22 protein-coding genes are annotated in these 25045 nt (G+C 42.5%); 12 read left to right on the top strand and 10 right to left on the bottom strand.

Going from position 1 to position 25045, the window contains the following annotated elements; all coding sequences use genetic code 11:
* Nucleotides 1-6: 6 nt before the first annotated feature.
* Nucleotides 7-1284: a 3-phosphoshikimate 1-carboxyvinyltransferase gene (aroA, locus tag AYW75_RS11140; protein ID WP_067099416.1), complete on the bottom strand. Its 1278-nt coding sequence runs from the start codon at nucleotides 1282-1284 to the stop codon at nucleotides 7-9.
* Nucleotides 1285-1581: 297 nt separating this feature from the next.
* On the opposite strand from aroA, the gene AYW75_RS11145 reads away from it, so the two are divergent.
* Genes AYW75_RS11145 through AYW75_RS11155 form a run of 3 tightly spaced genes read left to right on the top strand, consistent with a single transcriptional unit; the run spans nucleotide 1582 to nucleotide 5928 of the window.
* Nucleotides 1582-2091 carry a molybdopterin-dependent oxidoreductase gene (locus AYW75_RS11145; protein ID WP_067099418.1) on the top strand — a complete coding sequence of 170 codons (510 nt, stop codon included), beginning with the start codon at nucleotides 1582-1584 and terminating at the stop codon, nucleotides 2089-2091.
* Nucleotides 2092-2103: 12 nt separating this feature from the next.
* Nucleotides 2104-4860 (top strand): hybrid sensor histidine kinase/response regulator, encoded by a 2757-nt coding sequence (locus AYW75_RS11150; RefSeq protein ID WP_067099419.1) that lies wholly within the window; start codon nucleotides 2104-2106, stop codon nucleotides 4858-4860.
* A gap of 39 nt (nucleotides 4861-4899) precedes the next feature.
* Nucleotides 4900-5928: an HD domain-containing phosphohydrolase gene (locus tag AYW75_RS11155; RefSeq protein ID WP_231886193.1), complete on the top strand. Its 1029-nt coding sequence runs from the start codon at nucleotides 4900-4902 to the stop codon at nucleotides 5926-5928.
* On the opposite strand, the gene AYW75_RS11160 is transcribed toward AYW75_RS11155, so the two are convergent.
* Nucleotides 5929-6432 carry a YchJ family protein gene (locus AYW75_RS11160; protein WP_067099422.1) on the bottom strand — a complete coding sequence of 168 codons (504 nt, stop codon included), beginning with the start codon at nucleotides 6430-6432 and terminating at the stop codon, nucleotides 5929-5931.
* A 70-nt stretch (nucleotides 6433-6502) separates the two neighbouring features.
* Here AYW75_RS11160 and sbcB point away from each other — a divergent pair, with 70 nt between their 5' ends.
* From sbcB to AYW75_RS11185, 5 genes are all read left to right on the top strand, one after another.
* The gene (gene sbcB / locus AYW75_RS11165) at nucleotides 6503-7951 is read left to right on the top strand and encodes an exodeoxyribonuclease I (protein ID WP_067099425.1); all 1449 of its coding nucleotides are present in this window, start codon (nucleotides 6503-6505) and stop codon (nucleotides 7949-7951) included.
* Nucleotides 7952-7974: 23 nt separating this feature from the next.
* Nucleotides 7975-9000, top strand: a complete 1026-nt coding sequence (locus AYW75_RS11170; protein WP_082856491.1) for an AI-2E family transporter — start codon at nucleotides 7975-7977, stop codon at nucleotides 8998-9000.
* A gap of 149 nt (nucleotides 9001-9149) precedes the next feature.
* Entirely contained in the window at nucleotides 9150-10985 is a 1836-nt protein-coding gene (locus AYW75_RS11175; RefSeq protein ID WP_067099426.1) for a DEAD/DEAH box helicase, read from the top strand.
* A gap of 109 nt (nucleotides 10986-11094) precedes the next feature.
* Complete coding sequence (gene pyrC / locus AYW75_RS11180) at nucleotides 11095-12129, top strand: dihydroorotase (RefSeq protein ID WP_067099427.1); 1035 nt, start codon at nucleotides 11095-11097, stop codon at nucleotides 12127-12129.
* A gap of 599 nt (nucleotides 12130-12728) precedes the next feature.
* The gene (locus AYW75_RS11185; protein WP_067099429.1) at nucleotides 12729-13223 is read left to right on the top strand and encodes a DUF411 domain-containing protein; all 495 of its coding nucleotides are present in this window, start codon (nucleotides 12729-12731) and stop codon (nucleotides 13221-13223) included.
* A 40-nt stretch (nucleotides 13224-13263) separates the two neighbouring features.
* Here AYW75_RS11185 and AYW75_RS11190 read toward each other — a convergent pair whose 3' ends face one another.
* Nucleotides 13264-14148 carry an AEC family transporter gene (locus AYW75_RS11190; RefSeq protein WP_067099431.1) on the bottom strand — a complete coding sequence of 295 codons (885 nt, stop codon included), beginning with the start codon at nucleotides 14146-14148 and terminating at the stop codon, nucleotides 13264-13266.
* 153 nt (nucleotides 14149-14301) lie between these two features.
* Between AYW75_RS11190 and AYW75_RS11195 the strand changes: the two genes are divergently transcribed.
* From AYW75_RS11195 to AYW75_RS11205, 3 genes are all read left to right on the top strand, one after another.
* Nucleotides 14302-14736, top strand: coding sequence for a MerR family DNA-binding protein (locus AYW75_RS11195; protein WP_067099432.1), 435 nt, complete (start codon nucleotides 14302-14304; stop codon nucleotides 14734-14736).
* Nucleotides 14733-17273 carry a heavy metal translocating P-type ATPase gene (locus AYW75_RS11200; protein WP_082856492.1) on the top strand — a complete coding sequence of 847 codons (2541 nt, stop codon included), beginning with the start codon at nucleotides 14733-14735 and terminating at the stop codon, nucleotides 17271-17273. Before AYW75_RS11195 ends, AYW75_RS11200 begins: the two co-directional genes overlap by 4 nt.
* A gap of 122 nt (nucleotides 17274-17395) precedes the next feature.
* Nucleotides 17396-17734 (top strand): hypothetical protein, encoded by a 339-nt coding sequence (locus tag AYW75_RS11205; RefSeq protein ID WP_067099434.1) that lies wholly within the window; start codon nucleotides 17396-17398, stop codon nucleotides 17732-17734.
* Here AYW75_RS11205 and AYW75_RS11210 read toward each other — a convergent pair.
* Complete coding sequence (locus tag AYW75_RS11210; protein WP_067099436.1) at nucleotides 17715-18926, bottom strand: sugar transporter; 1212 nt, start codon at nucleotides 18924-18926, stop codon at nucleotides 17715-17717. The two genes, AYW75_RS11205 and AYW75_RS11210, sit on opposite strands and share 20 nt — an antisense overlap.
* Nucleotides 18927-19131: 205 nt before the next feature.
* On the opposite strand from AYW75_RS11210, the gene AYW75_RS11215 reads away from it, so the two are divergent.
* Nucleotides 19132-19893 (top strand): CLCA_X family protein, encoded by a 762-nt coding sequence (locus AYW75_RS11215; protein WP_067099438.1) that lies wholly within the window; start codon nucleotides 19132-19134, stop codon nucleotides 19891-19893.
* 40 nt (nucleotides 19894-19933) lie between these two features.
* Here the strand turns inward: AYW75_RS11215 and AYW75_RS11220 are convergent, their stop codons facing one another.
* The 6 genes from AYW75_RS11220 to AYW75_RS11245 all read right to left on the bottom strand — a co-directional run bounded on the left by AYW75_RS11220 (nucleotide 19934) and on the right by AYW75_RS11245 (nucleotide 24976).
* Nucleotides 19934-20128 carry a hypothetical protein gene (locus AYW75_RS11220; RefSeq protein WP_067099439.1) on the bottom strand — a complete coding sequence of 65 codons (195 nt, stop codon included), beginning with the start codon at nucleotides 20126-20128 and terminating at the stop codon, nucleotides 19934-19936.
* Nucleotides 20129-20838: 710 nt separating this feature from the next.
* Nucleotides 20839-21546 (bottom strand): pyrimidine 5'-nucleotidase, encoded by a 708-nt coding sequence (yjjG, locus tag AYW75_RS11225; protein ID WP_067099441.1) that lies wholly within the window; start codon nucleotides 21544-21546, stop codon nucleotides 20839-20841.
* A complete protein-coding gene (yjjX, locus tag AYW75_RS11230; RefSeq protein ID WP_067099442.1) occupies nucleotides 21543-22094 on the bottom strand; it encodes an inosine/xanthosine triphosphatase in 552 nt (183 codons plus the stop codon). Before yjjX ends, yjjG begins: the two co-directional genes overlap by 4 nt.
* A 59-nt stretch (nucleotides 22095-22153) precedes the next feature.
* Nucleotides 22154-23254: a chorismate synthase gene (gene aroC / locus AYW75_RS11235; RefSeq protein ID WP_067099444.1), complete on the bottom strand. Its 1101-nt coding sequence runs from the start codon at nucleotides 23252-23254 to the stop codon at nucleotides 22154-22156.
* A 9-nt stretch (nucleotides 23255-23263) separates the two neighbouring features.
* Nucleotides 23264-24172 (bottom strand): 50S ribosomal protein L3 N(5)-glutamine methyltransferase, encoded by a 909-nt coding sequence (prmB, locus tag AYW75_RS11240; RefSeq protein WP_067099446.1) that lies wholly within the window; start codon nucleotides 24170-24172, stop codon nucleotides 23264-23266.
* 54 nt (nucleotides 24173-24226) lie between these two features.
* Nucleotides 24227-24976 (bottom strand): hypothetical protein, encoded by a 750-nt coding sequence (locus AYW75_RS11245; RefSeq protein ID WP_067099448.1) that lies wholly within the window; start codon nucleotides 24974-24976, stop codon nucleotides 24227-24229.
* Nucleotides 24977-25045 lie beyond the last annotated feature (69 nt).

Consider the following 25045-nt stretch of genomic DNA (forward strand, 5'->3'; position numbering starts at 1 on the left):
AATCAGTTAAGCGCTGATGTTTTTGAACAATTCAAAATATGTTGGGAACGTTTTAGAGGTACAGCCAGGATCATTTATTGTCACTGGTGTATCAGAGAACGCAACTAATGAGAAACACATAGCGATACGATGGTCATTGTAAGTATCAATGGCCGCATGCTGTAATTGTGCAACTGGGGTTACAGTAATGTAGTCCTCGCCTTCAATGACATCGGCGCCCAGCTTTTTAAGCTCTGTGGCCATGGCGTAAAGACGGTCGGTTTCTTTCACGCGCCAGTTGTAGATATTACGAATAGTCGTTGGGCCGTTTGCGAACAATGCAGTGGTAGCAATGGTCATTGCTGCATCTGGAATGTGGTTCATGTCCATATCAATGCCATTGAGTTCGCCACGTTCCGCTTCGATCCAAGTTGGTCCATAGGTGATTTTGGCGCCCATGGCTTTTAGGGCATCTGCGAATTTCACATCCCCTTGAACACTGTCACTACCAACACCGTGTACTTTGATTTTGCCACCGGCAATTGCCGCAGCGGCTAAGAAGTAAGATGCGGATGATGCATCACCTTCTACCATAATTTCGCCAGGGCTTTGGTAGGTCTGGTTACCTTTGATGACAAATGCTTTGTAATCTTGGTTTTCAACGTCGACACCAAACTGTTTCATAACGTGCAAGGTAATATCGATGTACGGTTTAGACACCAGCTCACCGTCAACTTTGATGGTTAAATCACCTTTTGCAAGAGGAGCGCTCATTAACAAAGCGGTTAGGAACTGACTTGAAATATTGCCTTTAATAGATACTTCGCCACCGGCAATGCCGTTTGCTTTGATCTTCAGAGGCGGGTAGTCCTTAGTACCTTCGTATTGTACATCTACGCCTAACGATTGCAGGGCATCGACAAGGTCGCCAATTGGACGCTCGTGCATGCGTGGCTCACCGTGTAAACGATATTCACCTGTACCCAAACACAATGCAGCCGTAAGGGGACGCATGGCGGTGCCGGCGTTGCCTAAGAAAAGATCTGCATGGTCTACATTAATAGAGCCACCTAAGCCTTCCAGAATACAGGTACGTCCTTCATCTTCTAGTTGATAACGAACGCCCATTGTCTTAAGAGCGTTGAGCATGTGACGAATGTCATCACTGTCTAAAAGGTTGGTGATTTTAGTGGGGCCTTGGGCAAGTGTTGCTAAAAGCAAAATACGATTGGATAAGCTTTTTGATCCTGGGATTTGAATCTCGCCGTTGGCGCTGTTGAGTGGGCCTAAAGTAATGGAATTCATGGATTTTTCCGTATGCTAACTCACGCAATGAAGCGTTAGTTTCGTTATTTTATTACAAGTATCCGTACGATACGTTTAGTCATAGCTAACTGCAATAGTTTTGCTTACGGAAGTGCTTTAACACCTTACAAATGTAAGTGTAAGTGGCGTGCTGAGTTTACATAAGTGGGGTTTGCGTAATGTTTAGTAATTTGCTGCAGACTATTTCTAGTCAGTACGAGTAAGATCCGAATTTAAAGGCTAAGTGTTTTATTCAAGCCCTACTTACTGATTCTTCTTATATGATGGAGACTGGCAATGAAGCAATTATTCAATGTTAACCTATGTGTATTAGCTTTGGGTTCGTTACTATTTTCTCAAGCTACGTTGGCACTTGAAAAGCCAACTGGTAAAGTGATTTTAACAGTGTCTGGCAACATCACAGAAAAGAACAGTGATCAAGGTGCGCAGTTCGATCGCGAGATGTTGCTTGCCCTTGGAAGTGACTCAATGGACACTGGGACACCTTGGACAGAAGGTGTGAATACGTTTTCGGGTCCACGTTTGTCAACGGTACTCGAAAGTGTTGGTGCTGAGGGAGACACTTTATCCGTTACCGCATTAAACGATTACAGTGCTAATGTGCCTGTACATGATGCATTTGATCACAATATTATGTTAGCGATGGATATGAACGGTAAACAGATGTCAGTTCGAGATAAAGGACCTATCTTTGTTCTTTATCCGTTTGACGAGGCTCCTGCACTCAATAATGAAGTCATTCATAATCGGTCCGTCTGGCAAGTCAAGATGATTACGGTCAAATAAATAGGGACATTAATGAAGTCTGTTCTAAAAAATAGATTTGGTACTTTTATCGGAGCATTGGTTGGTACGGCTGCTATTTTTTTAGTTGTCGTAGTGCTTCTTTACGTGCAGCTATTAGAACGGCAAGAAGCATTACTCTCAGCTGCTGAAGAAGATGCCTTGTGGGCATCTTATCAGTTGGATAGGGAAGCGCTCAAACTTCGTAATGCTATACGTCTTTTATTGGATACTTCGGACAATAACGATGAAATTTCACAAAGGCTTGATGAAGCCCAGCTGAGGTTTGATATTCTATACAGTCGTCTTAATATAATTTCTGCTGGTCAGCTTAAGGCGCTTTTTAACCACCTTCCTAATGCAAAGACCTATAGAAGCACTTTGCGTGAACAACTTGATTTGATTGAGCCTCAACTGTTCGTCAATAATCCAAATGACATAAATGCTCATCATTTGTATGAACATGTAGAAGCATTGTTAGACACAACTGAAGCTGTTGTATTCGATGCTTTAGAGCGTCGTTCCGCTGATAAAGTTGCCGAACGCGATAGCATGGCAACGTTGTATCGTTATCTTGGTGTTTTAGTCAGTATGCTGACATTTGTAATGTTAGTGATTATCGGTTTATTAATACGCCAAGTGCGGATTAGTATTTTGTCTTATAATAAGACAAAGAAATTGGCTAACGAATTACAAGAAACTGCAGTGGCGGCTCAAGCGGCTACTCGTGCTAAGTCAGACTTTCTTGCAACGATGAGTCATGAAATACGGACTCCGATGAACGCTATTTTAGGTATGTCCCACCTTGTTTTAGATTCAGATTTGCAGCCAAAGCAACGCAATTACGTCACTAAAATACAGAGCTCAGCCAATAATTTATTATTGATTATTAACGACATTTTAGATTTCTCTAAGGTCGAGGCTGGAAAGCTTCAACTTGAAGATTCGCCATACTCTTTGGATGAAGTGCTTGAGTATGTATATCAAATATGTCGAAACACAGCCGAGGAAAAAGATCTTAAGTTTATTGTCGCGCGAGACTTTGATATTTCTGATGCCCTTGTAGGAGATGCGACTAGATTAAAGCAAGTGCTTGTCAATATTCTTGGGAACGCAGTCAAGTTTACTCATGAGGGTAAAGTCACGTTATTCGCAGAGCGAAAGCACCAATCCATCATTTTCACTGTGGCTGATACCGGCATCGGTATTGCTTCTGGGAATGATATTTTTGAAGGTTTCAGCCAAGCAGATACCAGTACGACTCGTTTATATGGTGGTACAGGGTTAGGTCTTGGTATTTCTAAACGACTACTTGAGCTGATGGGTGGCAGCATTAACTACGATAGCGAAGTTGGGCAGGGGTCTACATTTTATGTGGAAGTTCCATTAGTACCAGCAAAAGATTTCACTACGGTATCTTTGAGAGCTGAGCTATGCGTACTTATGGATGACACTTTAACGTTACAAAAACTTTCATCCCTTCATATTTCACATGAAATTGTTGATGAACAACACAATGCTCGCTCTGACCAGTTTTTTGTGATCAGTGATAGCAAATATTCAGAGTTAACCGCCGATCAAGAGAGGCTATTTCAAAGCTCATTTACTGGTAGGGTAATTATTTTTGGTCGATCTATTACCCATGATACTTTGTATCCATGGCGTAAATTATCATTAATCACCAAAACGAAATTAAATAGTTATCTATCTTCATATCAACCGCAGGATATCGTTCAAGATGCTGAACCACTTGATCGATACCACGAATGTGACAGTCTCTTGGGACGAAGGGTATTGCTTGCAGAAGACAATCCAGTCAATGCTGAGATTGCCAGTGCATTACTCGAAAAACTTGGCGTGATTGTGGTGGTTGCGCATAACGGACAAGAAGCAGTCGAAGCAGCAAGCAAAGAATTATTTGATCTTGTGTTGATGGATGTACAGATGCCCATCATGGATGGCTATCAAGCAACAGAGCAGATCATTCAAAAACTTGGCGATAAACATCCTCCGATACTTGCGCTAACGGCTGGAGCGTTAGATTCTGATCGTGAATATGCTTACAGTGCTGGGATGAGCGACTTTCTAACTAAGCCGTTAGATCCTTTGCTATTGTTGAATAAATTAGAAGAATGGTTGGTTGGTCACAGTGCGGAGTTCGTCAGTGAGGGATCAATAGAGTCAAAGCGAGTCTTCGCCCCTGAATTAGGCTTGTATCGCATCGGTGGCGACCAATCACGTTATCGGCTTATGCTTGAGCGTTTTGTTGCACTGCTACAACCCTATACTAGTCAGTCAAAAGCCAGTACGCCTAAAACCAGTTATGAGCTTCATAGCATTAAAGGTGGCGCTGCCAATATTGGCGGTGAACGTTTTGCGGCTGAAGTTGCTCAGCTTGAATTGGATTTATCTCAAGGAGGAAACAGTGGCGATAAACAGCACACAGTACAACTTGTTAGAGTGCAAGAAGCGGCTGATGAGCTTATTAAATTGATTGCCGACTACATGGAAAAGCAACAAGAACCTCAAAGCTTATTGAAAAGTGGCACTGAGCTGAATCCTATAAGCGATAGCGAGACAATCGTGATTATTGATCAGCTAATTGATGATTTGGATATGGGGGTCGCAGATGTTTCCAAAACGCTTGATTGCTTGATCGCGCAATTTGACCTGAAACACCAAAAAGACCTAAAAAATGTTCAAGACAAGATTAACAACTACGACTATGATTTGGCTATTGACCAACTAAAACAATTAAAAACAAAATTTTAGTAGAGCATGCCTCATAGCAAGAAAATGCCAGGAAGTCATATGGAAGCAGTTAAAAGCCGTGTTTTGGTGGTAGATGATTTAGTAGATAACATCGACATCCTAAAAGAAATCTTAAAAGATCATTATGAAGTTCTGATCGCCAAAAATGGTAAAATGGCGCTTAAGATTATTGATTCACAGATGCCTGATATTGTGCTGTTAGATATTATGATGCCGGATATCAATGGTTATGAAGTCTGTCAGCAGATCAAAGGGAGTTCTGTCACAAAGAATATTCCTGTCATTTTCATTACTGCCATGACTACGATTGAAGATGAGCAAAAAGCCTTTGCAGCAGGAGCTGTCGATTATATAACAAAACCCATCACCCCTTTGACCACACTTGCGCGTGTCGCCAATCACTTAGCATTATCAAATCAAGATAAGGAAAATCGACGCATCATAGCGAAACAAACGGCTCAATTGAAAGAGTCGTTAATATCAGCGGTTAATATGATCAGTGAAGCTGGTACATACAATGATGAAGTCACGGGGGAGCATATGTGGCGCATGGCGGATTACAGTGCTGTGCTCGCACGTGCTGTTGGTTGGTCTGAAGAAAAGGTGGAAACGCTTAGGCTTTCCGCACCTATGCATGACACAGGTAAAATTGGTATACCAGACACCATTTTAAAGGCTCCGCGAAAATTAACTGATGAGGAATGGGAGTTGATGAAACAACACCCGATCATTGGCGCTAATATTTTAGGTAAGAGTCAAGCACCATTGTTTCAATTGGCGGCTGAGATTTCTTTAGGTCACCATGAAAAATGGGATGGCAGTGGCTATCCAAATGGATTAAAAGGTAAAGAAATACCTCTTTCTGCTCGTATCGTCACCATTGCAGATGTGTTTGATGCCCTGACAATGGAGCGACCTTACAAGAAAGCATGGACAATTGAAGAAACCTATCAATATATGCGCGAAAATGCGGGGCTGCATTTTGACCCAGGATTAGTTGAGCTGTTTATTGCTCAAGATGCAGAAATAAAGGCAGTTAAACAAAAATGGTATGCTGCGGGAAACTAATTACCCGCAGCATTTTTTGAATTTTTTACCAGAGCCGCAAATACAGGGATCATTTCGACCGGTGCGTTCAGAGTCGGGCGCAACATACGGCGTATGGCCTTGTATTTCATGCTCTCCTGATATGTAAAACCAAGCTCCATCAATTTTTTCAAACACTGATCGTTCACTTAACTTGCCTGTATTACGGCCTTCCTTAAAGTGGGCTGAGAAAGAGACCATTCCGGTTTTATCTTTGGCTCCACCGTCTTGGGTATTCAAAATTTCAAGTTGAACCCATTGCGTTTCACTATTGCTCCCCTCAACATCTTGAGCAGATTGTTCAGGGGCCTCATTCAATTTCTGAGTGGCGGCAATATAATCAAACCTTTGTAATGCAAAAGCGCTGTAGCGCGAACGCATCAAAGCTTCAGCTGTTGGGGCAGTTCCTGGATTGTTGTGATACATTCCACAACACATTTCATAATGGGCTTTTGAGCCGCAAGGACATTGAGCAGGGGTAGACATATCTTCATCGCCAAGTGCTTGTTTAGATGCGTATAATACCCGTTTTAATAAAACCGAACAGGACTAATTTGTGAGTAATAGCGCGACCACTTCATTTTTTTGGTACGACTTTGAAACTACCGGTGTCGATCCGGCAAAAGACAGACCAATGCAATTTGCTGGCTTGCGCACGGACTTAGATTTTAATCCCATTGGCGAGCCAATTATGCTGTACTGCAAAATTGCTGATGATGTACTGCCACATCCGGATGCGTGTCTGCTAACCGGCATTACGCCACAAGATGCAATACGTGAGGGTTTAACAGAAGCTGAGTTTATGGCTCAAATCGAAAAAGAACTTTCACATCCAGGTACGTGTTCTTTGGGTTACAACACACTGCGATTTGATGATGAAGTAGTTCGACACGGTTTTTATCGCAATTTCATTGATCCTTATGCTCGCGAGTGGCAAAACGCGTGTTCTCGATGGGATGTAATTGATCTTGTGCGTATGGCTTACGCCATGCGCCCAGAGGGTATTAAGTGGCCTAAAAAAGAAGACGGAACGTTTTCTTTTAAGTTAGAAGACTTAACCAAAGAAAATGGCATCGCACACGAACAGGCGCACGATGCTCTATCCGACGTGCATGGTACGATTGCGATCGCTAAGCTTATTAAAGATAAGCAACCAAAGTTATTTGATTACTATTATTCTATGCGTGACAAAGGCTCATTACAGCAGTTTGTAGACCCCGTTCGTATGAAGCCGTTTTTACACATCTCAGGTATGTTTGGGCAAGAAAAAAAGTTTTCAGCCTTCGTAGTGCCTTTAGCGCCACACCCGACCAATAAAAATGGCGTGATCGTTTATGATTTGATGGCCGATGCGCAACCGTTAATAGACCTGTCTATTGAGGAAATTCAAAAGCGCGTCTTTAGCACAAAGGAAGTGCTTGGTGATACTGAGCGCTTACCTTTGAAGACCATTCATTTAAACAAGTGTCCTGCTGTGGCGCCAGCGACGTTTCTAAAAGATGAGCAAGTTGTTACTCGACTCGGTTTGAATGGCGACATATGTCGTAAAAACCTAGCGCTTTTGCGCGACGCCCCAGGGTTAGCAGCCAAATTGTCGCAAGTGTTTATGCAAACTTTTGAGCGAATCGATAAAGACCCTGATCTGATGCTATACAGTGGAGGATTCTTTTCACGTGATGACAAAACTCGTATGGAGGAAATCCGAAACACCCCAAGTGATATCTTAGGTGAACTTGAAATGACATTTGATGATCGTCGTTTACCTGAAATGTTCACACGCTATCTTGCTCGTAATTATCCTGATCAACTCAATAGCGATCAGCGTGAAGAATGGGAAGAGCATCGTCGAGTAAAGTTATTGCAAGAAGATGGGGGGGGCAGCCTAACTATGGATCAATATTTTAAAAGGCTAAATGAACTGGCAATGGATGAGTCAATATCGGATAGTAAGCGCATCATGTTGCAGGACTTGGCGGATTACGCCCAAGGTATTTATCCCTTTTAGCGGGGCACAAAGGAGTAGGGCGAATGAGCGATTCTCGAGGTACAACACAATGGTTAGTAGCGATAGCTGCCTTTATATTGATCATTGCAGGGTTAAAGGAAGCATCGCAAATTATTGTTCCTTTCATGCTATCAGTGTTTATTGCAATTATTTGCTCACCACTGCAAAACGCGTTAAGACGCTACAATGTGCCAATTTGGATCTCGATCATCATCATTGTGCTGATTATATTGGCCTGTCTTGGGTCGATTGGATTATTAGTGGCCGCCTCGCTTGATAACTTTTCGCAACAATTACCAGCTTACCGTGAGCGTTTTGGTCAAGAGATGTCGACGATTTTTGCTCAACTGAATGGCTTAGGATTTAATATCTCTTACCAGCAAATAAAAAGCTATATTGACCCTTCATCTTTGATGAACTTATTTACGAATACATTAACAAGCTTAGGCAGTGTTTTAACCAATGTATTCTTAGTAGTGATGATCGTTGTGTTTATCTTGCTTGAAGCGGCTGAGATACCTAAAAAGCTTAGTTATGCATTAGATGATGCTGATTCATCAATGGAAAAGATGGAGCGATTTATTACAACGGTGAATCGATACTTAATGATTAAAACCTTAATCAGCATCGCGACAGGATTGTTTGTCGGTATCTGGGTATCTGTAATAGGTGTGGATTTTCCAATTCTTTGGGGTGTCTGTGCTTTCTTGCTAAACTTCATACCTAACATTGGCTCTATTATTGCGGCGGTTCCAGCGATGTTCCTAGCCTTTGTTCAATTGGGTACGTTTGACGCATTGCTAACGGGGTTGGGTTTCTTGCTGGTCAATTTAGTGATGGGGAACTTTATCGAGCCTAGATTTATGGGTAAAGGTGTCGGTTTGTCACCATTGGTAGTATTTTTGTCATTAATGTTATGGGGATGGGTATTTGGCCCAGTAGGTATGCTATTATCCATTCCATTAACTATCATTTTAAAGTTTGCTTTTGAGACCAATCCTAAGATGCGTTGGTTGGCAATTCTGCTAGACTCAAAAGCACATCCTTAATCAGTCGTAAAATACATAACATCTAGAATGTTTTGAGTGGCTAGGTATAAGAGCTAGCATAATCTGTGTTTTTACATTAGAATACGCGATTGATTTTTTCGGTGCGAACACTCGCACGTCTCTTATCCTATTTAAAGGTTACAATCTACATGTCTGACGCTGATATTCAGCCTACTTTTGATTCTCTGGGTCTGGCCGCCCCAATTCTTAAAGCGGTAAACGAACTAGGTTACGAACAACCCTCTGCCATTCAGGCGCAAAGTATCCCATTTTTGTTAGAAGGGCATGACCTTCTAGGACAAGCGCAGACAGGTACGGGTAAGACGGCGGCTTTCGCACTGCCATTGCTATCTCGCATTGATGTAGCAAACAAATCTCCACAATTATTGGTTTTGGCGCCAACTCGTGAGTTGGCCATTCAAGTTTCTGAAGCATTTCAAAGTTACGCTCGCCATATTCCAAATTTCCACGTATTACCAATTTACGGTGGTATGTCGTATGACTCACAATTACGTCAACTTAAACGTGGCGCGCAAGTTGTAGTCGGCACACCTGGCCGTGTAATGGATCACATTCGTCGTAAGACGCTTGTACTGGATGGCTTACAAGCTCTAGTACTTGATGAAGCAGATGAAATGCTTCGCATGGGTTTCATCGACGACGTTGAGTGGATTCTTGAGCATACGCCTAAGACACGCCAAATTGCTTTGTTCTCTGCAACAATGCCTTCTGTTATTCGTAAAGTAGCTAATCAGCATCTTAACAATCCTAAAGAAGTTAAGATTCAGACTAAAACGTCTACAGCTATGACGATTACCCAGAAATACTGGCAAGTAAGTGGTCTTCATAAGCTAGATGCGTTAACTCGTATCCTAGAAATGAATGAACATGACGGCATGATCATTTTCGTACGTACCAAAGCAGCAACCGTTGAACTGGCTGAAAAGCTAACAGCTCGTGGCCATGCTTGTGAAGCGTTGAATGGTGATATAAGCCAAAACCTTCGTGAGCGTACTGTTGATCGTATCAAGAAAGGTCAAATTGACATCTTGGTTGCGACAGATGTTGTTGCTCGTGGTCTTGACGTTGAACGTGTAAGCCATGTTGTTAACTATGACATTCCTTACGATACTGAGTCTTACGTTCACCGTATTGGTCGTACTGGTCGCGCAGGTCGTTCAGGTACTGCAATTCTATTCGTTGGTCATCGCGAACGCCGTATGTTGCAACAAATTGAGCGTGCGACACGTCAAACTATCGAGCGCATGCAGCTACCGACAGCGTCTGATATCAATGAGCAGCGTATCACTCGTTTTAAAGACCGTATTACAGATACAATTGATAATGCAGATCTAGACTTCTTTATTGAATTGATGGAAGGCTATCAGAAAGATAACGAAGTTGACCCAACCAAAGTTGCTGCAGCATTAGCATTCATGGCTCAAGAGAAATCGCCATTAGTGTTAAAAGAGGCTGAAGTAAGAGCTCCTCGTGAACGTTCTGAACGTGGCGATCGACCAGATCGCGGCGAACGCTCACCACGTAGCAATAAGCCACGTAATGTTTCTAAAGAAGCAATGCCACTTAAAGATGACCCATCGGTTGAAATGAAGCGTTTCATCCTGAAAGTTGGCTATCGTGATGGTGTAAAACCTGGAAACATTGTAGGTGCGATTGCAAATGAAGCGGATCTAGATAGCCGTTTAATCGGTCACATCGAAATCTTTGAAGATTTTGCAACGGTTGATCTTCCATCGAAAATGGACAAGCAAGCACTTAGCAAATTGGCTAAAACGCGTGTTTGTGGTCAACGCTGTGATCTAACTGCACTTGAAGATGCTGGTGATAAAGCTTTCGAGCCACGCGCTGAGCGTCCTGCAGGTAATGCTCGCCGTCGTCCAAGTAACGATCGCAAGCCACCACGTAGTGGTGCGCCGGGTGGTAAGGAACGCAAACCGCGTCCTCCTCGTTCGAACGACAGTTAATTTAAAAAGCCGAGCCTAGCTCGGCTTTTTAATGAATAATAATTACGCATGGGGTATTTAATAGACTCGTGCGATAACGGTAAAAAAATATAGATAGGCAGGTTTAGTGATGGATCAAATTACGATTATTCGTCCCGATGATTGGCATTTACACTTTCGTGATGGGGATATGCTTAAGGAAACTGTAGCAGCAACAGCACGTTGTTTTGCTCGTGCGATTGTCATGCCAAACCTTGTTCCCCCCGTTATAAATGCTGAACTTGCTTTGGCTTACCGTAGCCGTATTGAAGCTGCCATTCCTGCTGGTTCAGATTTCGCACCATTAATGACCATTTATCTGACAGATAAAACATCGGTAGAAGATATCCGTGCAGCGAAAGCGGCAGGTGTTGTCGCTGCTAAGATGTATCCTGCAGGTGCGACGACAAATTCTGATTCGGGTGTTAGTTCATTGGATTCTTTGTATCCTGTGTTTGAAACACTTGCTGATGAAGGTATGTTATTGCTGGTTCATGGTGAAGTGACGCAGAAACATATTGACATTTTTGACCGTGAAAAAGAGTTTATCGATCAGCATTTAGTTAAAATCGTTGAGCGTATTCCAACATTAAAAGTTGTGTTTGAACACATTACTACCAAAGACGCAGCAGGTTTTGTTATGTCTGCACGTGACGGTGTTGCGGCAACGATCACACCACAGCACTTATTGTTAAATCGCAATGACATGCTAGATGGCGGAATACGTCCACATAACTATTGCTTACCTGTGTTGAAGCGTTCTACACATCAAGAAGCACTTCGAGCTGCAGTGAAATCAGGCTCATCAAAGTTCTTTTTAGGTACTGACTCTGCGCCTCATGCCCAACATCGCAAAGAATCAAGCTGTGGTTGTGCTGGTTGTTACAGTGCGTGGTCTGCGATAGAGCTCTACACGCAAGTGTTTGATGAACTGGATGCATTAGATAAATTAGAAGGCTTTGCAAGCCTACATGGTGCAGATTTCTACGGTTTGCCTCGTAATACGGATACCATTACGCTTGTACGTGATGAGTGGGTGGTGCCTGATTCGATTATGCTTCCATCTGATGAGCCAATCGTACCATTTTACGCGAGTAAAACGGTTGGCTGGCGATTAAAAGTGTAGTCAAAGTTTGAGTCAATATACGATAGTACAAAAAGAGGCTTTGAGCCTCTTTTTTCGTCTCTTTCTCAGTTCAATAAAAAGATATGCACTTTATTCAAATCATGTAAGCATGACGCATAATTAAGGGAAATCATAGGATTTAGAAATTAAGTCAGATTTAATTCATCTCCGAGCTGATAAAATTAGCGCCCTCTATTATTACCGTACATCAATATTTATCGCCTATGAGAGTATTATTTGTGATTAGCTGTCTTTTACTGAGCATGTTCAGCTTTTCTAACTCATTTAACGCAAGCACTCATGAGACGATACGCATTGTGGGTGTAATGACGCGCACGACGCCATCGCATCATTATATTGATGAAAACTGTATAAACGTATCCTGCTGTTTTATATGTCATGCGATTTACGCAATGCCGCTCCAGAACCTTACCAGCCCTAGAGCCAATATTATCAAGCCTGAAAGGTATCCTAACGCAAAACCTTTGTGGTTTTCTGAGCCATTTGAGCGCCCTCCAAAACAAGCAAACGCTTAGATTCAACTGTTATTAAATAGCAATAAAAGTCGCTTATACACGTATGCATTTTGGAGTCATACCATGATAAACAGATCGTCTGTTCTTACCACTTTATTGAGTTTAAATATCTCTTTTTTCGCCGGCGTAGCAATTGCAGCCAGCGATACCAGCGTGGTCCAGAAAGTTATTGATGTACATAAAAGCCCAACATGCGGATGCTGTACGGGCTGGGTAGAGCATATGAAGGAAAACGGTTATAAAACCCTATTACATCATACCTCTAATCTTACAGCGCTAAAGAATCGGTCCGGTGTACCAGCCAATGCTCGTTCTTGTCATACTGCTATTTCAAAAGAAGGGTTTATCTTTGAAGGTCATATACCGGCTAAATTTGTCACTCAGTTCTTAGAAAACCCACCTGAAGGTGCTCGTGGGTTAATTGTGCCCGCCATGCCAGTTGGCTCACCGGGCATGGAATACAACAATCAATTTATGTCGTACTCAGTATTGTTGTTAAATGAAGACGGCTCTGTTTCACCGTACGCAGAAATTGATCAGCCTGAAGACCAATACTAATCAGATAGGCCAGAGTGCTTCAAGGCACCTGGCCTTTTTTTTATTGGTATAGCCACCACACAGTTGCAGCTGAGATTAATGCAATAGGTAATGAAATCAGAATCATTAAGGCTATTTCATCTTTAGGGCCCGCGAACTTAGTTGCTAGCATATAGCTAATGACGGCGACAGACATGCCTTGTAAAGCAATGATGGTCGCTTCCTGAGCAGAGTTGAAACCAAACCACGGTACTATTAATGACGCTATCAAAACCCCAAAGATTGGTCTAAAACAGGCCAATCCAATAGTACGATACAGTTTGCTTGAATCGCTAAAGTTTAAGTTTGCTAACGACTTGCCAAGTAGCATCAACATAATCGGTAAAGTTATTGCGCTTAACATTTCTAGCGTGCTCATTAGGGGAGTTGGTAGTGAAACCCCTAATCCTAGTGACAATAAACCTAACAATAAAGCGACCACAGGCCCATTCTTTAATAGTTGCTTGGGTTGGTAATCGCCTGACATAAAGCCTACACCTAATGTAAAGTGACTAACTTGGACGGCGGAGCTGACGACCACGGCTGTGGCGAGTCCTTCTGTACCAAATAATGCGTAAGCGATTGGAATGCCAAGGTTGCCTGTATTTGGGTTAACCAGCGGTGCTAAGTAGAACTGAATAGAAAGCCTCATTGTTTTCAGAAAAACATATGAGACCGAGGCCATTCCAGCTAAACAGGAAAGGGTGGCTGCTACAATTGAAAGCATTCCCTCAAAATCCATATTCATTTTTAAAACGGCTGTTAGCAAAAGAGCGGGCAAGCCGACATTAGAAACTAAACTGCCCAAGTGTGGACTGTCTAGATACGGTGTGCGTTTTGCCAATAAAAAGCCAAGGCTTGCTAATAATATAACGGGCGTTAATGCCGTGATAAATGCTGTCATCATATAAGATCAAATAGGTAAAAGATAAAAGAGGTCTACTTTACCCAGTCGATTTGCCGCTGTCTGCTTCGTTATTGAGTTAATTTTGAAAATGCATTTGACCTATGTGTTACATGTAGGTTTTAAACTGAAGTTATTCAGTCATTGGAGTCAGTTATGAAAGTCAGTGAATTAGCTAAATTTGCAGATGTGACAAGTGAAACCGTTCGTTATTACACCCGCGAAGGTCTCATTATTGCGAGTCGTAACCCCAATAATGGTTATCAAGAATACAGTATTGAAGCCCGTAGACGACTGCGTTTTATACAGCAAGCTAGAGAACTTGGTTTTAGCGTTAAGCAAATAAAAGAAATTTTAGATCAAGCCGATTCTGGTGATTCGCCATGTCCTCTTGTTAGAGATTTGTTGAGTCAAAAAGTCCCTGAGATTCGACAGCAGATTGCTCAGTTGCAATCTCATCTAGCCAAAATGGAAACCGCGTTAGCCGCTTGGGAAGAGATGGCCGACGGTGTGCCAAATGGGCACTCTATATGTTGTCTTATTGAGGAATGGGAAAACCCTGAATGTTGTTCGAAAGGAGATCAAGCATGAGCATGACAGAGAAGAATACAGCGCGCACTTTGGAGTTTAATGTATCGGGGATGTCCTGCCAGGGTTGCGTGAGTAAGGTGCGTAAAGCCATAGAGCACCATGATCCTCATGCTGACGTGACGGGGTACCCAAAAGAGAATCGCTTAGTTATTGAGAGTATATTAGATTCAGAGCAGATTGTGACTGTCATTGAGTCTTCAGGGTTTCACTATCAAGGGGATTTTGATGAACCTGCTCATCTAGATAACAATACGCAATCGAATGCTCATTTGGATGATGCATCCAGTTCCAAACCTAGTAATGATGATCACGCTCAGTCAAATAAAAACGTCGATGAAAGCATTCAATTATCCTTGTCAGGAGTCACCTGTGCGGGTTGTGTTAACACGATTCAAAAAGCGCTCGACGCTTTACCAACCGTAACGCATGCGGATGTTAATTTTGCGAGTCGTACTGCTCAGGTATCAGGGAATGCCAGTACAGATGAGCTAATTAAAGCGATACAAAACGCTGGTTATGGTGCGGAACAGATTGTTGATCCTGCAAAAGCTCAAGGTGAGCGCGCTCAACGAGAGGTAAAAGAGTATCTGAGGAAGGTTCGCTACTCTGTTGCGGGGTTGACTGTAGGGGGTCCGCTCATGCTTTGGGGCTTGCTTGGTGGCTCCATGCAGGTTGAAACAACCTACGATCAAATAATATGGGGAGCGGTTGGTCTCATTTCTTTGTTAGTGATGGTGTATGCAGGACATCATTATTACAACAGTGCTTGGCGAGCTTTCAAACATCGCCATAGCAATATGGACACCTTAATCGCGATAGGTACTGGGTCTGCATGGCTGTATTCAATGGCCGTCGTCTTAAACCCTGAATGGCTTCCGAGCAATGCGCGACATTTATATTTTGAAGCCAGTACGATGATTCTAGGTTTGATCAATTTAGGACAAGCCCTTGAAGTACGTGCGCGCGGGAAAACCAGTGCAGCATTAAAACGCTTACTAGACCTTCGTCCAAGTAAAGCAACCGTCATTCGTAATGACAAAACTTACGACATAGGCGTATCTGACATCGCTATCGACGATTTTATACGAGTCAGAGCCGGTGAAAAGATTCCAGTCGATGGGTTGGTCACTGAGGGAAGCTCTTCGATTAATGAATCAATGCTTACTGGAGAACCTATACCAGTGGAGAAATCTAAGGGAGATACGGTTTCAGCAGGGACGGTCAATGGTAATGGGAGTTTTGTATATCGCGCAACGAAAGTGGGTGGCGATACGCTATTAGCACAGATCATCAGCTTGGTAGGCAAAGCTCAAAATTCAAAGCCTCCCATTAGTCACTTAGCAGACAAAGTGTCTGCGGTATTTGTGCCAAGCGTTATGATTATCGCAATTTGTTCAGCGCTGGCTTGGTTTAACTTTGGCCCTCAACCTGTCGCCGTTAATATGTTGGTTGCCGCTGTATCCGTACTGATTATTGCTTGTCCATGCGCGTTAGGATTGGCAACGCCTATCTCTACTATGATCGGAGTCGGTAAAGCCGCTGAGTATGGGGGCTTGATTCGCAATGGAGATGCCTTACAAAAAGCCAGTGAAATCACCACAATAGTATTGGACAAAACGGGCACGATCACTGAAGGTAAGCCAAAAGTCACGGACGTAACACTGCACCACGACGAAGATAAAGTGAAAGCAATTGTTTATGCTTTAGAGTCTGGGGCCAATCATCCGCTTGCACAGGCGCTCCTAGAATACGCAGAGCACTCTAACCAATCGGATTCTTTGCAAGTAACAGATTTTGAGTCTGTCACTGGACAAGGGGTTAAAGCAAAAATTGAAAATAAGCTTTATCTTCTCGGTAATGAAGCGCTCATGAAAAGTCATAACCTTGTTATTGAAGACAAAAATGATGCAATAGTGGGTTCTAAGGTTTACTTGGCTAATGAACAGACTATTCAGGCTGTGTTTTTAATAGAAGATGTAATCAAGTCGACGGCTCGTGAAGCAATCACACATTTGCACAAAGAAAATATCACAGTGATCATGCTCACTGGTGATAATGAAGCGACTGCTAAAGCGGTCGCTCAGGATGTATCGATTGATCATTACAAAGCGAACATGCGTCCACAAGATAAGCTGGATTATGTAAAACAATTACAAGCCAAAGGTGAAGTGGTTGGCATGATTGGCGATGGTATTAATGATGCTCCGGCACTGGCTCAAGCGGACGTTGGCTTTGCCATGGGAGGCGGAACAGATGTGGCAATGGAAAGTGCCGACATCACGCTGATTGGTAATGACTTGAACAATATCGCCAGTGTGATCGCCATTAGCAAAGCGACCCTCAGTAACATCAAACAAAATCTTTGGGGAGCTTTTGGCTACAATGCCTTGGGTATTCCAATCGCGGCGGGGTTGTTGTTCCCATTTACGGGTTGGCTACTGAGTCCAGTCATTGCTGGGGCTGCGATGTCACTTTCATCCGTTACGGTCGTATTGAATGCAAACCGATTACGTTTGTTTAAGCCACTTGTGAAATAGGAATAAAATAATGTCACTGTTTATTAATGTGTTGGGCTTTGCGGCGATTGTATTTATTGTTTGGTGGTTTTGGTTCAACAAAGACGCTTAATCATTGCGTGTTTAGCCCGTTTGAGGTGTATATGAATTTGGCTTTTTGTCACACCGTTTGTCTAAAGTTTAAACAAATTTCGTCAGTAGCTGAATCGCTAGTAATGGCGTGTTTAGGCCAACTTGAATATGTGGATCGAATACACTTTGAATCAAAAAAAAGCATCATATCGTTTCGATATGATGCTTCTCAGCTCGAATTAGACATCATTATTGACGTTCTTGATGCATTAGGCATCCGTCTTTATCGAGACTCCTATTGGTGGCGTTGCAAACTGGCTTTCGTCTATTATCTAGAGCGTAACATTCGCTCAAATGCTAGGCATGTACCGCATTGCTGCGGCAAGCCACCTAATGGCTTGCGCCGTTAGTGGCGACTGGAGTAATCCCCATACGAGCAATGTAAATCGCGACAAAGATACCAATAAAGGCAATGGCAGAAGCCACGTAACCAATACTTCCCAATCCCAATTGCTCGATAGAGAGAGAGCCAACTAATGCCCCGGCACCAATACCTAAATTGATGATGCCGGAAAACAGCGACATGATGATGTCCGAAGCGTTGCTATCGACACTCAGTACGCGCGCCTGCATAGACAAACACGTTAATAACAGTGCTGCTCCCCAAACCACTGTAATGATTATCAAGGCAGTTGTGGAAGACAAGGCATAGGCTAAAAAGAACATACAAATGGTCATACCTGCCGCGCTACCAATCATTAGCTGCTTTCCAAACTTCTCACCAAGATAACTAAATAGTGTGCTGCCTATGATACCTGCGAGACCAAAAGTCAGCAGAATAACCGTGGTGAAACGACTTGAGATACCACCAAAATCCATCAAGAAAGGCTCAATGTAACTGTATGAGCCGTAGTGAGCGGTAAAGGCGAGAAAGACAGCGAAGTACATCACAAATAACGGTTTATTCTTAAACACAGACTGGACTTTGTTTTTCAAATCGCCACGAGTCAAACTCGGAAGCTTAGGTAATAAACGAAAGACTAGAAATGTAATCACTAATGCAGCGAGTCCAATCACCTCAAAAGCCATTCGCCAACCCAATGCTTGTCCAATCATACGACCTAACGGTACGCCTAGAACCATGGCCATGCCGGTACCGGTTGCAAGCACACTTAGAGCGAAGTTCATCTTTCCTGGAGGAGCAACACGAATGGCGATAGATGCCGTGATGGACCAAAACACAGCATGGGCGAACGCTACACCAATTCGACTGACCATCAGGCTCTGGAAGTCCCAAGCAATGGTTGATAATCCATGGCTAATAATGAAAACTGTACAGGTTACTAGCAGCAGTAATTTACGTTCCATTCGACTGGTAATCAGCATCATGGGCAATGACATAACGCCCACAATCCATGCGTATATTGTAAGCATCCAGCCTGTCTGTGACGGTGCAATACCGAAATCGTTAGAGATGTCAGACAGTAGGCCAACAGGTACAAATTCTGAGGTATTAAAAATGAAAGCGCAAAAGCCAAGAGCGAATACGCGTAAATATTGTATGCGGCGAGGTGTGTTTTCTGCTGGGGCGAGCTGAGTCATATGAATACCAAGGGCTTATTTAAGCGTATTAGAGCCTGTATATTTTTCATTTTATAGCGATAAGATAAAGCCATAAATGAGAATCTAACATGTATTAGCAACGATGAAAGATCGCTTAAGGACTTTCTAGTGTCGCTTGTTTGTATATGACTCATGTTGGGTGTGATAAAGTGCCCGAAATACTGTTAGTTACTATAGACATCCCATGAGCCATCAAATCAATTTCGTCACGATTCGCCAGCAATTCAATTTTAAGAGTATTGAGATCGGACAGTGGGTTAAACCGAAAGAGCGTGATCGAGCTGCGAGCAATTTTTATTATGCTTTAATGGATCTTATGAACGTATTAAGTGTGCCTGAGTCGGTGATTTCTCTACGTCATTCGTTAGGGTTGCAATACGGTAAAGGAGGGCGGCCAGGTGTTTCAGCACATTATGTGCCTGCAATACGAAAGCTATCATTAGCCAAAAACGCTGGTGCAGGCAGTCTCGCACACGAATGGTTTCATGCGTTTGATCATTATATGGGACAAAAGATGTTTCCCATCGCCGATCGCATGCAATTTGCCTCTAAACTTTGGTTACATGAATACCCATATGGCCCACATGCATTAAATGATTTACTGGCTCAATGTTTTGAAGTGATCTTGTTGTCACAAGATGCAAGGCAAGCCAGTGAGATGTTTGTGGCGTCGCAGGAAACTGATGATCGTTTAGGCGTACTATATTACTCAAGGCCAGAAGAAATGTGCGCCCGTGCGTTCGAAGCATTTATAGAAGATTGCGTTCCTAACAGTCGATTTTTGGTACGTGGTAGCCGTTATTCGGAGGAAGCTGAGCTTGGATTATACCCCAAAGGTGTTCAAAGGCAGATGATTAGTGAAATGTTTCGACAATATTTCTCGTTACTAGGTACGGCTGTAGCTGCACAAGAAAATCGAAAATATCAGGAATTAGCTAATATATAGTGGGTATTGTCTTATTATTAGCTAATTCCTAAGTTGTTCATCAACTATCACTTAACCTTTTTTCGGGCGGTCTACTGCGCTCTTTTTGAGTGCCTGTAAGAGGGCGAATGTTACCTTGGTCACGAATAAAGCCGATATCACGCAATACGTGATCGTCTAAGTGTTTGAACGTTGCGTTAGTACGACGTTGCTCAAGTGAATCTTTAAGGTAGTTCATTAAGGCGATTAAGCTCATGGTAAGTCTCCAAAAGTATGAGACCGATAGAACTTACGAAGAAAGGAAAACTTTGTTGACCACGTAAGCTCCGCGGTCAATGTTGTAATCAAACACTAAACGCGACTAAGACCAAATGTTCGGATGACATTTCGGGCATAGAAATTAGGTTTAGCAATTGATGTCGCTGTGCAATGAAAACGTTCCATAACTGCCTCTTTAATTTCGCGTTATGTTGATAGAATTAAATTGTCTAAAAGACAGTTCTATTAACGTTTAAATAGAGATCTAAGTCAATGAGCCAATTGTTTAAAAAATATGCATATCAATCATAGCTGGTAAGTCATAGACAGCGTCAAGCATTAGGACTGAACAAGCTCAGTTCTTGAGTCGCTAAGGAAAATGATGCTCAGATCAAAGTTATGCATAAGCTTAAATAAAAAGTGTCGAGTTCATTAAAAATGATACGTATTAGAGTATATTAACCTTTTGTTTTTAAAGGGTTTATTATATTCACATTACCAGATTTAGTGTACGAATCAATCAAGTGAGTCAAAGTGATGATTCATGCTTAGCTTCAAATGATTCAAAGACTAAAAAAGCAAATAGAATATATACTTAGTGATAACAACAAAAAGCGTAATTAGAGCCAAAAAGGCCGTATTTTCTAATATTACACTAATTCCGATAATAACATTTATCGGAAATAGTGAGTGTATTTCCGTGTCACCTTAATCTAATATCGTGGGATTTGTTTGCTTAAACATGTCTAGTAACTGATTCAGATTTGTCACGCTGTATGTAGGTTTAATGCCCTGATGACTGGCGTTGTTATGGTTTAGCCAGCACGTATCGATGCCAGCATTAATCCCGCCTTGAATGTCTGACTCAAGCGTATCGCCGATCATCAGAACTTTTGCTTTATCGTCGCTGCTCAATCCTAGTAAATCTAACGTATGTTCAAATACTTTTACGTTCGGTTTCGCCCAACCAATCTGCTCAGAAATAACGATGTGTTCAAACGCTGACTCTAAGCCCGTTGCTTTAAGGCGCTTTTGTTGTAATGCGGTAAATCCATTCGTCACAATGGTTAAGGATTTCTGTTGTGCTAACAAATGTTCAATAAGTTCTTTTGCACCCGCTAATGGTTCACAGATTAACGCCATGCTGTTCAAGAAACGCTCATTAAGATGCTTAGCTGAAACATTTAATGTATTGGCCCAGTATTCGAATCTGGTAATTTGCAGTGTTTCTGCGCTGATATCTCCGTTCTGATATTGCACCCAAAGCGGCTTATTAAGTTTCTGATACGCCTCAAAATGTGCCACATCAAAGTACACGCCAAATTGCTGAAACATATGTTGCAGCCCTGCAAACGCATCAAATTTGAAAAGTGTTTCATCTGCGTCAAATAGAAAATGACTGTAACTATTGATCATTGATAAATCTCTTCATGTAAATATGGTGCTAATGCCAATATCAACGCCTGCATGTAGACACTTTCTCGAGTTGCAATCTGATTGGTAAAAATGCCAATGGCACCGCCTTTTTGGCGAATGTTTTGATCATTGAATAGATCATCCATTACATGAGCGAGCTCTTCACCCTGCTCTAATCTGATGTAAACCTTACGTGGTAAAGGTAAATTTGCGCTGCGTCCCGTGACAATACGGCCTTGTTGATCACGTATGGTGACGTATGCAAATGTTGCAGGACCTTCAGTGAATGAATCCACGCCACCTTCCATGGCAACATAATAATCAAATTGTTGTTTGCTATCGCTGTGAGCGCAGAATGTGGCTCTATTTTGTGAGCCTAGTTTAGTATCCGCTTCATTCATGGGTTGGTCCGCAACGTTAGATGGTGCTGATATCTCTTCACAGTGGATAGCGCGAGTTGGGAATGCTTTAGCAAAAGCCTTCATTGCAGCGCCCTTTTTAACTGGGTTGCTTGAACCAACTAGTATTCGGATGACAACATTAGACATAGATAATCCTTTAAACAGAAAAAGGCCGCCAAGGCGACCTTTTGAAATTACAAACTAGATTATTCCGCGTTTGCTTTGATCACTGGGGTTTCACAGTGTACATCAGCATTTTGGCCGCGGTTACGCAATACATGGTCAATCAACGTCAAAGCCAACATTGCTTCAGCAATGGGGGTCGCACGAATACCAACACATGGGTCATGACGACCTTTCGTGATGACGTCAATTTGGCTACCTTGACGATCAATACTCTTACCAGGCACCGTAATGCTTGATGTTGGTTTAAGGGCCATATGAACGACAATGTCTTGTCCGGAAGACAAACCACCAATAACCCCACCTGCATGGTTACTTAAGAAACCTTCGGGGGTCATTTCATCGCGATGCTCGCTGCCTTTTTGTTCAATAACCTCAAATCCATCACCGATTTCAACGCCTTTTACCGCGTTAATGCCCATCATTGCTTTAGCAATGTCTGCATCTAAACGATCAAATACAGGTTCACCAAGTCCAGGTGTGACATTTTTAGCAACCACGGTAATTTTTGCTCCGACTGAATCACCTTCACGGCGCAGGTTTGTCATGTATTCTTCAAGCTCTGAAATGGCATCCGGATCTGGGCTGAAGAAAGCGTTATCGTATACTTGGCTTAAGTCTTTTACATCAAGCTTGATAGGACCAAGTTGCGACAAGAATCCTTGTATTTCAATACCGTATCGTTGCTTAAGCCATTTCTTTGCAATCGCACCGGCGGCCACACGCATTGCTGTTTCGCGTGCCGACGACCGACCACCACCACGATAATCACGGAAACCAAATTTCTGGTCATAAACGTAATCGGCGTGTGCTGGACGGAACGTATCTTTGATATTGCCGTAATCTTTTGAGCGTTGGTCAGTGTTACGAATTAATAGACCGATCGGCGTGCCAGTTGTCTTGCCATCGAACACACCCGATAAAATTTCAACTTCATCGGGCTCGCGGCGTTGAGTGGTATGTTTAGACGTACCTGGTTTACGGAGATCCAGATCACGTTGAATGTCCGCTTCCGTCAATTCAAGCCCTGGCGGACAACCGTCTACGATTGCTCCTAATGCTAGGCCGTGACTTTCACCAAAAGTGGTGACTGTGAATAATGTACCAAATGTATTGCCAGCCATCGTGTTAGATTACTCTTGTTGTAATGTCTTTAATTCGTCTTTTGTCAGGACAAAAACGCCATTGCCGCCATGCTCTAGGTCTACCCACATAAATGGAGTGTCTGGGTAAGCGTCTTGGAGTGCGACTTCTGAATTACCTACTTCGTAAACAACAATGCCATTGTCTTGTAAGTAGTTCGCTGCTTGCGCAAGAAATGCGCGGGTGAAATCTAAACCATCGTCGCCTGACGTTAACGCCAGCTGCGGTTCATTATGGAATTCTTTAGGTGCTGTTTCGTAATCATTGGCGTCCACATAGGGTGGATTGCATATGATTAAATCGTATTGCTTACCAGCCAATGAGGTAAACATATCAGAGTGAATGGCTGTAACGCGATCAGTCACATCGTGCATAGTGATGTTTTCTGCAGCAACGTCTAGTGCAGCTTCACTGATATCTGTAATGTCTACGGTTGCATCTTCAAAGGTTAATGCTGCCGCTATGCCTAAACAGCCAGATCCCGTGCACATATCTAAGATGTTAAGTGGGTACTGTTGCAACCAAGGCTGAAACTCCCCTTCTATTAACGCCATAATCGGCGATCTTGGTATTAAAGTATCTTTAGTGACTTTAAATGGTAGTCCCATAAACCAAGCTTCACCAAGGATATAAGGCAAAGGTTCGCGCTGTTTAATTCGACGATCAACGTACTTTAAAATGCGTTTTTTCTCGTTTGCGGTGAGTCGGCTGTCTAAATATTCTTTAGGGAAATCCAGTGGTAACGACAAAGAGCCTAAGACAAGCTGTACCGCTTCATCCCAAGCATTATCTGTACCATGACCAAAGAAAATGTCAGATTGTAGAAAGCGTGAATAGGTCCAACGAATAAAGTCTTGGATCGTTTGTAAATCACGTACTGCGGATTGATGTCGGCTCATGGAACTCAGTCTTATAGCAAAGTGACACATTATAACGGTAATAACCGTGAGACTCTACGCGTCAGGTTTATTGGGCTTAAGTGATTTGCTTAATTTTTTTATTTCAGCTAATGCATTGCTCAACATTTGTTCGTGTTGGCTTTGGGTCTGATGTGCTAAATTCGCTAACTGTTGTTGAGTGTTTTTAAGTGTTTCAGTCAGCATCTTGATCTGCTGATCTTGCTTGGCTAAATCCACTTGTGCTTGATTGAGTTTGGTATCTGCTTCACGTAGCTGACGCTTATTGTCGTCAAGTTCCGACTCCAATACTCGCGTTCGTGAAAGCGTATCTTCATAGCGCTGTGTTATCTGTTGATTCTGTTTCAACAAGTCTTGTTCTGATTGCTGCACAGAATCGAGTAAGGCTTGTGTCTCTTCTAACTGTTGTTCAGATCGAACATAGGCATCAGCCAAAGAGTTATCACGCCCTTCTATCGCATCTTTTTTTAACGCCAGCTGATGTTCATTGGCTTCTATTTTTTCATCAAGAAGGACCGCCAGTTGCTGAATGACATCTCGTTCAAAACGTTTAAACGTAGGAGTTAATTGTTCAGTAATGTCTTTTAACTCTGTTTCTTGATGCTCGCGGTAATCTTCTTCCCATTCGTTAATGGCATTTAACAACGTTGTGTTAGAGCATCCACGCCCATCAAGCTCTTTGAAGTATTCACTTAAGCGCGGAATATTTGGAAAAGTATTGGTTTCAATCAAACGCCAACACGCTTCGATGATTTCTTCTTTCGCAATATTTGCTTTTCTTGCCATGTGTGCAGCGCTCTAAATAGTTAAATAAAGTAAAATATAGATAGGTATTTTACTTTATTTACCATTAAT

Origin of the sequence: Marinomonas atlantica (genome assembly GCF_001639725.1) — a bacterium.
In the GTDB taxonomy this organism is placed as follows: domain Bacteria; phylum Pseudomonadota; class Gammaproteobacteria; order Pseudomonadales; family Marinomonadaceae; genus Marinomonas; species Marinomonas atlantica.

Excerpts from the sequence above, each read along its gene's own strand:
- aroA (WP_067099416.1), bottom strand. The coding sequence starts at position 1,284 with ATGAATTCCATTACTTTAGGCCCACTCAACAGCGCCAACGGCGAGATT.
- AYW75_RS11145 (WP_067099418.1), top strand. The coding sequence starts at position 1,582 with ATGAAGCAATTATTCAATGTTAACCTATGTGTATTAGCTTTGGGTTCG.
- AYW75_RS11150 (WP_067099419.1), top strand. The coding sequence starts at position 2,104 with ATGAAGTCTGTTCTAAAAAATAGATTTGGTACTTTTATCGGAGCATTG.
- AYW75_RS11155 (WP_231886193.1), top strand. The coding sequence starts at position 4,900 with ATGGAAGCAGTTAAAAGCCGTGTTTTGGTGGTAGATGATTTAGTAGAT.
- AYW75_RS11160 (WP_067099422.1), bottom strand. The coding sequence starts at position 6,432 with ATGTCTACCCCTGCTCAATGTCCTTGCGGCTCAAAAGCCCATTATGAA.
- AYW75_RS11170 (WP_082856491.1), top strand. The coding sequence starts at position 7,975 with ATGAGCGATTCTCGAGGTACAACACAATGGTTAGTAGCGATAGCTGCC.
- AYW75_RS11175 (WP_067099426.1), top strand. The coding sequence starts at position 9,150 with ATGTCTGACGCTGATATTCAGCCTACTTTTGATTCTCTGGGTCTGGCC.
- pyrC (WP_067099427.1), top strand. The coding sequence starts at position 11,095 with ATGGATCAAATTACGATTATTCGTCCCGATGATTGGCATTTACACTTT.
- AYW75_RS11185 (WP_067099429.1), top strand. The coding sequence starts at position 12,729 with ATGATAAACAGATCGTCTGTTCTTACCACTTTATTGAGTTTAAATATC.
- AYW75_RS11190 (WP_067099431.1), bottom strand. The coding sequence starts at position 14,148 with ATGATGACAGCATTTATCACGGCATTAACGCCCGTTATATTATTAGCA.
- AYW75_RS11195 (WP_067099432.1), top strand. The coding sequence starts at position 14,302 with ATGAAAGTCAGTGAATTAGCTAAATTTGCAGATGTGACAAGTGAAACC.
- AYW75_RS11200 (WP_082856492.1), top strand. The coding sequence starts at position 14,733 with ATGAGCATGACAGAGAAGAATACAGCGCGCACTTTGGAGTTTAATGTA.
- AYW75_RS11205 (WP_067099434.1), top strand. The coding sequence starts at position 17,396 with ATGAATTTGGCTTTTTGTCACACCGTTTGTCTAAAGTTTAAACAAATT.
- AYW75_RS11210 (WP_067099436.1), bottom strand. The coding sequence starts at position 18,926 with ATGACTCAGCTCGCCCCAGCAGAAAACACACCTCGCCGCATACAATAT.
- AYW75_RS11215 (WP_067099438.1), top strand. The coding sequence starts at position 19,132 with ATGAGCCATCAAATCAATTTCGTCACGATTCGCCAGCAATTCAATTTT.
- AYW75_RS11220 (WP_067099439.1), bottom strand. The coding sequence starts at position 20,128 with ATGAGCTTAATCGCCTTAATGAACTACCTTAAAGATTCACTTGAGCAA.
- yjjG (WP_067099441.1), bottom strand. The coding sequence starts at position 21,546 with ATGATCAATAGTTACAGTCATTTTCTATTTGACGCAGATGAAACACTT.
- yjjX (WP_067099442.1), bottom strand. The coding sequence starts at position 22,094 with ATGTCTAATGTTGTCATCCGAATACTAGTTGGTTCAAGCAACCCAGTT.
- aroC (WP_067099444.1), bottom strand. The coding sequence starts at position 23,254 with ATGGCTGGCAATACATTTGGTACATTATTCACAGTCACCACTTTTGGT.
- prmB (WP_067099446.1), bottom strand. The coding sequence starts at position 24,172 with ATGAGCCGACATCAATCCGCAGTACGTGATTTACAAACGATCCAAGAC.
- AYW75_RS11245 (WP_067099448.1), bottom strand. The coding sequence starts at position 24,976 with ATGGCAAGAAAAGCAAATATTGCGAAAGAAGAAATCATCGAAGCGTGT.